The 9,205-nt window shown below is 36.7% G+C and carries 10 protein-coding genes; 3 read left to right on the top strand and 7 right to left on the bottom strand.

The features are described from left to right. The coding region (locus tag VIL26_03035; protein HEY8389913.1) for a histidinol-phosphatase HisJ family protein at positions 1-607 on the top strand (607 nt) is incomplete at its 5' end. Positions 608-680: 73 nt separating this feature from the next. Here the strand turns inward: VIL26_03035 and sufB are convergent. From sufB to VIL26_03005, 6 genes are all read right to left on the bottom strand, one after another. Next, positions 681-2,060, bottom strand: a complete 1,380-nt coding sequence (gene sufB / locus VIL26_03030) for a Fe-S cluster assembly protein SufB (protein HEY8389912.1) — start codon at positions 2,058-2,060, stop codon at positions 681-683. Next, positions 2,053-2,493, bottom strand: coding sequence for an SUF system NifU family Fe-S cluster assembly protein (locus VIL26_03025; GenBank protein HEY8389911.1), 441 nt, complete (start codon positions 2,491-2,493; stop codon positions 2,053-2,055). Before VIL26_03025 ends, sufB begins: the two co-directional genes overlap by 8 nt. Continuing rightward, the gene (locus tag VIL26_03020; protein ID HEY8389910.1) at positions 2,480-3,685 is read right to left on the bottom strand and encodes a cysteine desulfurase; all 1,206 of its coding nucleotides are present in this window, start codon (positions 3,683-3,685) and stop codon (positions 2,480-2,482) included. Before VIL26_03020 ends, VIL26_03025 begins: the two co-directional genes overlap by 14 nt. A gap of 9 nt (positions 3,686-3,694) precedes the next feature. Continuing rightward, the gene (locus VIL26_03015; GenBank protein ID HEY8389909.1) at positions 3,695-4,504 is read right to left on the bottom strand and encodes a SufD family Fe-S cluster assembly protein; all 810 of its coding nucleotides are present in this window, start codon (positions 4,502-4,504) and stop codon (positions 3,695-3,697) included. Then, positions 4,480-5,241 (bottom strand): Fe-S cluster assembly ATPase SufC, encoded by a 762-nt coding sequence (gene sufC, locus VIL26_03010; protein ID HEY8389908.1) that lies wholly within the window; start codon positions 5,239-5,241, stop codon positions 4,480-4,482. The genes VIL26_03015 and sufC overlap by 25 nt, the downstream gene beginning before the upstream one ends. Before the next feature lie 190 nt (positions 5,242-5,431). Then, the gene (locus tag VIL26_03005; protein ID HEY8389907.1) at positions 5,432-6,256 is read right to left on the bottom strand and encodes a uridylate kinase; all 825 of its coding nucleotides are present in this window, start codon (positions 6,254-6,256) and stop codon (positions 5,432-5,434) included. Positions 6,257-6,462: 206 nt separating this feature from the next. On the opposite strand from VIL26_03005, the gene VIL26_03000 reads away from it, so the two are divergent. After that, positions 6,463-7,341, top strand: coding sequence for a LysR family transcriptional regulator (locus VIL26_03000; protein ID HEY8389906.1), 879 nt, complete (start codon positions 6,463-6,465; stop codon positions 7,339-7,341). A 60-nt stretch (positions 7,342-7,401) separates the two neighbouring features. Here VIL26_03000 and VIL26_02995 read toward each other — a convergent pair whose 3' ends face one another. Then, a complete protein-coding gene (locus tag VIL26_02995) occupies positions 7,402-8,280 on the bottom strand; it encodes an SANT/Myb-like DNA-binding domain-containing protein (protein HEY8389905.1) in 879 nt (292 codons plus the stop codon). A 97-nt stretch (positions 8,281-8,377) separates the two neighbouring features. On the opposite strand from VIL26_02995, the gene VIL26_02990 reads away from it, so the two are divergent. Then, a partial coding sequence (locus VIL26_02990) for a hypothetical protein (GenBank protein ID HEY8389904.1) occupies positions 8,378-9,205 on the top strand: 828 nt, incomplete at its 3' end.

The following is a 9,205-nucleotide window of genomic DNA, read 5'->3' as shown; positions in this document are numbered from 1 at the left end:
TGTGGATTTTGCAAAAAAACATAATGTTGAATTGATTGTCGGAATTGAAGTAGGATATTTTAGAGAAAAAAATCAAGAAAACACCGATATAATCAATACATATAATTTTGATTATGTTATCAACAGTGTACATGAAGTAGAGGGCAAGGATTGTTATACAAAAGAGTTCTTTGAAGGAAAAGACAAACATACAAGCTATAATGAATACTTTAATTTAATTTTGGAAAGCATTGATGCACCGTACTATTACAGCACGATAGGACATATCGGTTATGTTGAAAGAAAAGCCCCCTATGAGACAAAATCATTTCAATATAGCGAATTTAGTGAAATTTTAGATGAGATATTACTAAAAATCATAAGAAAAGACAAAATCCTAGAAATCAATACAAGCACAGAAGGCCTGACAGATAAGATGTTACCTAATTTGGAAGTCTTAAAAAGATATTATGAATTGGGCGGCAGACTTATAACCTTTGGATCTGATGCTCATAGTATAGCCCGACTGGGCGAAAAACGAGATTATGTTTATAATGTCTTAAAAGAAATTGGTTTTGAATACCTAACCCTTGTTAAAAACCGAAATTACTTTCAAATCAAATTATAAAGCTATTATTATATTTAACCAAAAAAGTCCTTTTGAAAAATAATCAAAAGGACTTTTTATTTAATCTTATGAATTATCCTATTGAACCCGACATATCCATTTTTAATAATTGATTGAGTTCGACTGCGTATTCCATAGGCAATTCTCTTGCAAACGGTTCTATAAATCCAAGCACTATCATCTCAGTCGCTTGTTCTTGCGTCAAGCCCCTGCTCATCAAATAAAACAGCTGTTCTTGCGAAACCTTAGAAACTCTGGCTTCGTGTTCTAGTATAGATGTACCATTGCTGATTTTGTTTAGGGGAATTGTATCTGACTTGGACTTTTCATCCAAAATAAGTGTATCGCATTCGACATGCGTATAAGAATGGTGCGCTTTAGGTGAATGCACAATTTCTCCGCGATAAACAGCATTTCCTCCGCCTTTAGACAAAGACTTGGCTATAATAGTAGAAGAAGTATGCGGCGCAAGATGAATCATCTTAGAACCTGCATCCTGAATTTGACCTTCTCCTGCCATAGCGACTGAAATAGTAGTACCTACAGCGCCCTCGCCTTTTAAAATAACGCTTGGATATTTCATAGTAAGTTTAGAACCGATATTGCCGTCTATCCATTCCATAATCGCGTCTTTGCCGCAAACTGCTCTCTTGGTAACAAGGTTATACACATTATTAGACCAGTTCTGAATCGTAGAATAACGGCATCTTGCTCCGTCTGCTACAAATATCTCAACAACTGCAGCATGCAAAGAATCCTTGCTGTATTTTGGTGCGGTACAACCCTCTACATAATGCACACTAGCACCTTCGTCAACAATAATCAAAGTGCGCTCAAACTGTCCCATTTGTTCGGAGTTCATTCTAAAATATGATTGCAGCGGTTGTTCAAGTTTTACGCCCTTAGGAACATATATAAAAGAACCCCCGGACCAAACAGCACTGTTTAATGCAGCATATTTATTATCCGTATAAGGCACAAGCGTACCAAAATACTGCCTAAACAAATCAGGATATTTTTTAAGAGCCGTATCTGTATCCAAAAAGATTACGCCCTTTTCTTCCAGTTCCTGATGTATAGAATGATAAACCATTTCGGACTCGTATTGAGTTGCAATACCAGCCAAATATTTCTTTTCAGCTTCAGGTAAACCCAAAGCATCAAAAGTCTTTTTTATCTTTTCAGGAACTTGATTCCAATCCTGAGCAACTTTTTCGCTCGGCTTAATATAATATCTTAATTCATCTTCTTCTAGCTTAATTAGATGAGTCGCCCATGACGGTAATTTTGAAGCAACATAATGGCGGTAGCTTTTTACTCTGAATTCTGTCATCCATTCTGGCTCGCCTTTTATCTCGCTGATTTCGCGAACTCTTTTTTCATTGAGTCCTCTGTCAAGTTTAAATACACCTATATCACCGTCATTAAATCCATATTTGTATTCGTCATTCATCTTTTTGTTCTCCTTGCTCACCCAAAAGCTGTTTTGCAGCATTCCATGCAAGAGTTGCACATTTTATTCGGGGTAACAGTTTATTAATGCCTTCCAAAGCTGCCGCATCACCCAAAACATCAGGCTCAAAATCCTGTCTTGTCATCATCTTGGAAAATTCATGGGTCAATTCTAGTGCATGGGCTTTGTCTTCGCCTTTTAAAAGCTCGCACATCATAGATGCGCTGGCACAGCAAATAGAACAGCCTGTGCCTTCATGTCTGATATCTTGTATTTTTTTGTCATCCATTTTAGCCCCTACGGTTATGATATCTCCGCAAGACACATTCTTTAAGGTTACAGTTTCATAACCTTGAGGGATACCCTTGCCTCTAGGGTTTTGATAATGATCAAGTATTAATTCTCTTGCAAAACTATCATCAGAATAAGACATTTATAAAATCCTTTGCATCCTTTAACGCTTCAATAAATCTGTCAACATCGCTTTCGTCATTATAGTACATCAGGCTCGCTCTTACAGAAGATTGTATTCCAAGCCATTTGTGTATAAGCTGTGCGCAATGATGACCTGCGCGCACACAAACCTTATGTTTGTCCAAAACGCTTGCAGTGTCATGCGAATGCACTCCCTTGATATTAAAAGTAACTAAGGGACAATGTTCAAAATCTTTGTTATATATAATGACATCCTTAACTTCAGATTCCATTTTTTGCACCATCATTTTGCGCAAATAATCGACTCTTTGGTTAGCTTCAGCGTATCCTATGTCAAAAAAATAATCTATAGCCTTGCCCCATCCTATAACTTCTGCAATCATAGGTGTGCCTGCTTCAAAACCTTGAGGGGCGTCAAGAAAGGTCGTCTCCTGTTCTTCCACAATATCAACCATATCTCCGCCCATCTCAACAGGCTGCATTTTTTCAAGAAAATCATTTTTTACATACAAAGCACCTACGCCTGTAGGTCCTAGTAATTTATGCGCACCCAAAGCATAAAAATCCACATCCCAATCAGCTACATAAGTGGGTATATGCACAATACCTTGCGCTCCGTCAACGGCTATTATTGCGCCAACACTGTGTGCAACCTTAGCTAAAGCCTGAATATCATTGATTGAACCCAAAACATTGGTCATTTGAGTTGCAACCACTATTTTAGTCCTATTTGTCAATACGCTCTTAAGATTTTCAGGCGTTACGCAGCCGTTCTTGTCAAGCGGAACAAAAACCAGTTTTGCTTTTTTTCTTTTTGCAAGTTGCTGATAAGGAACAAAGTTTGAATGATGTTCGGAAACAGAAATGACTATTTCGTCGCCTTCGTTAAGCGTCTGCCCAAAAGAATTTGCCACCATATTGATCGCTGAAGTTGTACCTCTTGTAAAGATGATTTTACCTTTGTCTTTAGCTCCGACAAGCTTTGCGACATTTTCTCTTGCCTGGTCATAAAGTCTGGTAGCTTCAAATCCCAATGAATCTACTCCTCTATGAATGTTTGCGCCTATGTTCATATAGTAGTCATTCATAGCCTGCAAAACGGGCATAGGCACAAGTGTTTGTGCAGCATTGTTTAGATATACCCATTCGCCTTTTTTTAATAGCGGAAAATCTTTTTTATAATCAGTCATAATTTAATCCTATTGTTCTATCGCTTTGTAAAATCTTTTTCTGTCTGGCGCGGTCAAAAAGCCTTCAATCTTAGAAACCAAGAATCCGTTTGAAATCAATTGGATAACTTCTTTTTCAGATAATCCTCTTGACATCATATAAAACAGTTCATCTTGGTTAATTCTGCCCACAGAACCAGAGTGTCCTGCCTGAACATCGTATTCGTCAATTATAAGGCTTGGATCAACCTCGGCTTTTGCTTCGTCTGACAAGGTCAAAACTCTGCTCTTGTGGTTGCATATTGCGTTAGCGCTGCCTTTATCAATTATTCCTTGGGTTTCAAACTTGCATATAGCTTGCATATAGGCAACACCTCTGCCGTTATATTTAATTTGGTTATTGCCTTCGATTTGACGAGAAACCAGATGATGATAGTGATTGTCTGTATCTTTGCAAAAACTTACAGTGTTTAGTTCTGCTGTGCTGCCTTTATACAAATCCAATTTCCAATCATCTTTTACACTTTTTCCGACATAACCAAAATGTCCCGAAAAATTGCTGTCGCTTTTTAATTTAACATTATGGCTTAATATAGCAGACGGAACATCACAAAATGCGCTCAAAACAATTTCTGCACCCTGTTCCAAAATAAAATCTACTTTCACTTCGGGAGTACGAGGACAAAATCTTTCGCTTACAAACGCCCTTATACCCTCTTTTACTGTTACAGTAACTTTGTCTTTTGCGCCTCTGTAATGTATGCGGTAAACTCCGCCTTCTGAGATATCTATTTTGTTATGTTCTTTGGCATATATTAGATGCTTTGCTGTTTCAACCATTCGTAACCTTCTTGCTCCAATTTTAAAGACAGTTCAGCTCCGCCTGATTTTACTATTTTTCCTTCATAAAGAACATGAACAAAATCAGGCTTAACATAATTAAGCAATCTTTGATAATGCGTAATTAACATAAATGAAGCATTTTCGCCTGCACTCTTGGCATAAGCGGTTATATTCTCACCTACTGTTTGCAATGCATCTATATCAAGTCCTGAATCAATTTCGTCAAGCATTACAAAACGGGGTTTGAGCATCATCATTTGCAAAATTTCATTGCGCTTTTTTTCACCGCCCGAAAATCCTACATTGAGATAACGGTTAGGCATATCTTTGCTCATCTTAAGCTGGTTTGCATTTTGTAAAACAGTCTTTTTCAAAGTGCCCAAAGATATTTTTTCTTCGGGATGTACTGCATTATATGCCGAACGCAAAAATTGCATATTGGTGACGCCATTAATTTCGCTGGGATATTGCATGCCCAAAAACACGCCCATGCGTGCGCGTTCATCAGTAGGCATATGCGTGATATCTACACCATCAAAGGTAATTTTTCCGCTTTCAATCTCAAAAAACGGGCTTCCCATAATTACTGACGCCAATGTTGACTTTCCGTTTCCATTGGGCCCCATAATGGCGTGTATTTCGCCGCCCTGCATAGTAAGATTGACACCTTTCAAAATCTGTTTGCCCTTGACACTGGCAACAAGATCTTCTATTGTAATAACTACTCTGCTCATATTACTCCTAAACTAAAAAGCCATTAATCAAATACTCTACCAAATTGGTAGAGTATTATTATATCGTCATTCCAAAAATTCGTCAAATATTTTGCTTGTGGTTTGGGAATCAAAAAATCAATGCCTGTAATTATAATGTTGATTATTGCTGTTTTTTATTAAAATCATTTAATTCATAAAATATATAAAATTATCTTACACCTACAAAAGTGCATTTTGCATTGCCTGAAAGTATATCTTTTATTGAATATTCAGCATTGGCTATATATACTGCCGTTCCATTTTTTACAGGCTCTTTTATAAATTCAAGCTTGCTTGCAGCACCGCCCGCACCCGGTCTGCTTGCGCCATGGCAAAGTGTTTTGCAATATTCGATATTATCCAAAACTTCTTGAATGTTCTTTCCGCTTATTTCTTTTATCAGTGTTGAAGGATCTTTTGGATCTTTGTATATTCCGTCAACACTTGTCAAAATCAATAAAACCTTGGTCTTGACAAGACTTGCTATAAGTCCCGCAGTCTCGTCATTGTCTATAAGTTCGGCAACATGGTCATGATTCTTTTTTAGTGCAGCTATTTCCATACGGCGATTTTCTTCGCAAGATACTGCGTCATTATAATTGATGATAGGTATAGCGTTTTGGCTGACACATCTTAGCAGTAATGCCCTGATATGCTCCCTTTTTTCTTCATTGTTAAAATGCTGATGCTCAACCAAAACCTGTCTTAAATTGTATCTGGCGTCTACAAACATTCTATATGTCTGCATGAGTATTGCTTGACCTTGTGCGGCATAATCTGTTTTGTTTTCTTCCTTGTCGCCCGTCAATTCGTGTCCCATTCGTTTCATATAGTCAAGTCTGCCTATTTCGGTAGCACCGCTGGAAACCCAAATAAAGCCTGGTTTTAGTTCACGCCCTATGCGTGCAAATTTATTATAATCAATGTCGTTTTTTTCACGGTTCACTAACGCCATTGAGCCGATTTTTCCGACTAATTCCACATCAAAGTTCATATATACACCTTAAACTCTAAAATAATTTAGTGTATTAGTGCAATAATATCAGCTTATCAGTTCATAGTCAAGAATAATAAGTTTTTAAAAATATTTTCACGCTTTTTCTATATAAACTATTTAGATACACATTGCTATAAAATGGATTATGAGTTATAATATATAAGAAGAATTTAAGACATTTCTTAATGTCATAAGGAATTATTATGTCAGTTGATTTAGAACTTTATAAGGTTTTTTATACGGTCGGAAAAACAGGCAATCTTACTAAGGCTGCCAAAGAATTGTATATCACACAGCCTGCCGTAAGCCAATCAATCAAACAGCTTGAAAGCCAGCTTGGCGGAAGACTTTTTGTGCGTACGCCCAAAGGTATGAAGCTTACCGAAGGTGAAGGCGAGATGATGTTTGGCTATGTTGAAAAAGCCATTGACCTGATAAGATCTGCTGAAAAAAAATTTATGCAAATGAAAAACCTGGCTATTGGCACGCTGCATATAGGCGCCGGTGACAGTCTGATTAAATATCATATTTTGGACAAAATCAACCTTTTTCATGAAAAATATCCTCAGATAAAAATTCAGCTTACCAACTGCACTACAATGGGCGCTTTGGATTTGCTAAAGACCGGGCTTATAGACGTTGCCTTTGTCAATCTACCTGTGGAAGACAGCGTTCTTAACATAAAAGAAATAGGTCGTGTGCGAGATTGTTTTGTAACCAATTCTAAGCACAAATCATTGACGCTGGAAAACCAAAGCCTGCATGTGCTAACCGATCATACCTTGATGATGCTTGACAAAAACAGCAACTCAAGACGCAATGTACTCAACTTCCTAAAAGAAAATGGTGTGGATGTTACACCTGATATAGAACTTGGCAACCTTGATCTATTAAAAGAATTTGCCATAAACGGTCTTGGTATTGCGTGCGTGGTAAAAGAATATGTTCAGAAAGAAATAGACGAAGGACTTTTGATAGAAGTTAAAACCACACCAGAATTACCCTCTAGAGGCATAGGTCTTGCAACCTTGAAAAACGTACCCACTTCTTTTGCCGTAAATGAGTTTATATCATTGTTTTAAAAAATAATTTATCTTAAGTATATAAAAACAGCCTTTTTATTATAAAGGCTGTTTTTTGTTTTATTTTGTTCTTGCTAGGATTTTACCTAATTCTGAAACATATTCGCCCAAGCTTTTGATCTTATCGTTATCAGCTTTGGTTAAAAACATCTTGTTAACTTCTCTTAGCTGTTCTAGGTTGCTGTCAAGCTTGCGTTCTGTCAATTCCATACGCATTTTTTCAATCATGTTTTTAAGTGTTTTGTTTTCTTCCAACAAGCGCTCATTTTCAAGTTCTTTTTTCTTAAGCTCCAGCACTTTTACATCAATCTTTTGGTCAACAGTGCCGCCGCCCGAAGTCGCCATTTGCACAAGTCTGGCAAGCCCTTTGAATAGGTCTTTTACCTGTTCATCTTCTAAAGACGCAGTTATTGTCTTTAGATTGGAAAACAATGCGTAATCATCCATAGGCTCTTCTACTCCCTCTGTTACCACGCTCTTGGTATAAGGGTTATAAAAAGTTATTTTTTCTGCTCTCAAAGCACGCATGATGTTTTCTGTCTTTTTTCTCTGACGGAAGACAACGCTTCGGTATTTGTTTTGGAGTCTGAGCATCAAACTCTTATCGCCCTTAGCCATTTCGGTGGTTATGCTTCTTACGCTCTTGCCCTTGCCCTGTTCAATCAAAATAGACCTTACCAAATCAATAATTTCTTCTTCAGAAAAGGTTTTGAATGAAGTTGTTTTTGCAGGCAAAACCTTAATCCCTAGTTTTTTTGACATCTCGGGCATAAGATTAAGAGTTTTTAGATGCGCGTAATAATAATTTCTAACACTGTTGGGTTTTCTGCCAACCTCTTTTGCTATTGTTTCAAATGCATTCTTTAATCCCTTGCCCTCTTTTCTCGCCTGTTCGCACAAATCAAACAACCTTTTGGTTTCTTCTACTGTCCATTCCATAATAACACTCCAAAAATATTTAATTAGATGTTTTGATTATGGACACAAAAATAAAATGTTATACATATTTGCATCTTAACTAATCATAAATTACAGTATGAATAGTCATTTGTATATATTTGGAAATGATAATATGCTGATCACAGTAAACGGTGTCTTTTTAGGCAACGCGTCTTCTCCTATAACATTTTTAACAGAAGAAAACGCTTTGTTGTATTTTAGTGTAATGCCCTTTGGCTGTGATTTTAGACCGTTTGCTTTTTCTCTCAAAGTCGGCACTAACATGACCATTCCAAATGAATTTGGATATGTGATAACATTGCCGTCAAACAGATATGAAATTAGACTTGAAGCGCCTAAGTATCCCGAACTTACGCCTCTACCTGTTCCCAAAATAGTAAAAAGCATAACAGTTAAGTCTAATTCAAAAAACACTATGATTATCACTGATGTTAAAAACAGTGATATTCAAAATATACAAAAATCCGAACCAATCAATAACTATCCAAAAGTTATCCCTGCTCCTATAACCATTCAAGAACAGATTGAAATAAAAAATGATGCTGTCAATATTACTGAGCCGACAGAACAAAGCCTTTTAATTCAAAACGAAGACGATACAGCTAAAAAGCATAATGAATACAAAAACGAATCAAGCGCAAATTCCACACTTACTTTGAACCCTGACAAATCCACCAAGAAAAGAACTACTTTAAAAACCTATAAAGTCAGCATTATAGAAGATGTGCGCACTAGATTGTGTATAGAATGCGGAAAAGATGTTTTTTATCACACTCTGCCGCAAAATTTAACTAATATTAACTTAAAAGCAGAAATTTTAAATAATGAGTTGGTTGCTTGCGTAACAGCAGAAGAAAATATAGATCAATATAAAATATTATATCTTTTGATTATAAAAGGCACT

The sequence above is a fragment of the Clostridia bacterium genome (assembly GCA_036562685.1).
Classification (GTDB): Bacteria; Bacillota; Clostridia; order Christensenellales; family DUVY01; genus DUVY01.
The sequence above is the reverse complement of the archived record's forward strand: the minus strand, read 5'-3'. Positions and strand labels throughout refer to the sequence as shown.

Bases quoted from the DNA above. Each gene is read 5' to 3' on its own strand.
- sufB (HEY8389912.1), bottom strand. From the start codon at position 2,060: ATGAATGACGAATACAAATATGGATTTAATGACGGTGATATAGGTGTA.
- VIL26_03025 (HEY8389911.1), bottom strand. From the start codon at position 2,493: ATGTCTTATTCTGATGATAGTTTTGCAAGAGAATTAATACTTGATCAT.
- VIL26_03020 (HEY8389910.1), bottom strand. From the start codon at position 3,685: ATGACTGATTATAAAAAAGATTTTCCGCTATTAAAAAAAGGCGAATGG.
- VIL26_03015 (HEY8389909.1), bottom strand. From the start codon at position 4,504: ATGGTTGAAACAGCAAAGCATCTAATATATGCCAAAGAACATAACAAA.
- sufC (HEY8389908.1), bottom strand. From the start codon at position 5,241: ATGAGCAGAGTAGTTATTACAATAGAAGATCTTGTTGCCAGTGTCAAG.
- VIL26_03005 (HEY8389907.1), bottom strand. From the start codon at position 6,256: ATGAACTTTGATGTGGAATTAGTCGGAAAAATCGGCTCAATGGCGTTA.
- VIL26_03000 (HEY8389906.1), top strand. From the start codon at position 6,463: ATGTCAGTTGATTTAGAACTTTATAAGGTTTTTTATACGGTCGGAAAA.
- VIL26_02995 (HEY8389905.1), bottom strand. From the start codon at position 8,280: ATGGAATGGACAGTAGAAGAAACCAAAAGGTTGTTTGATTTGTGCGAA.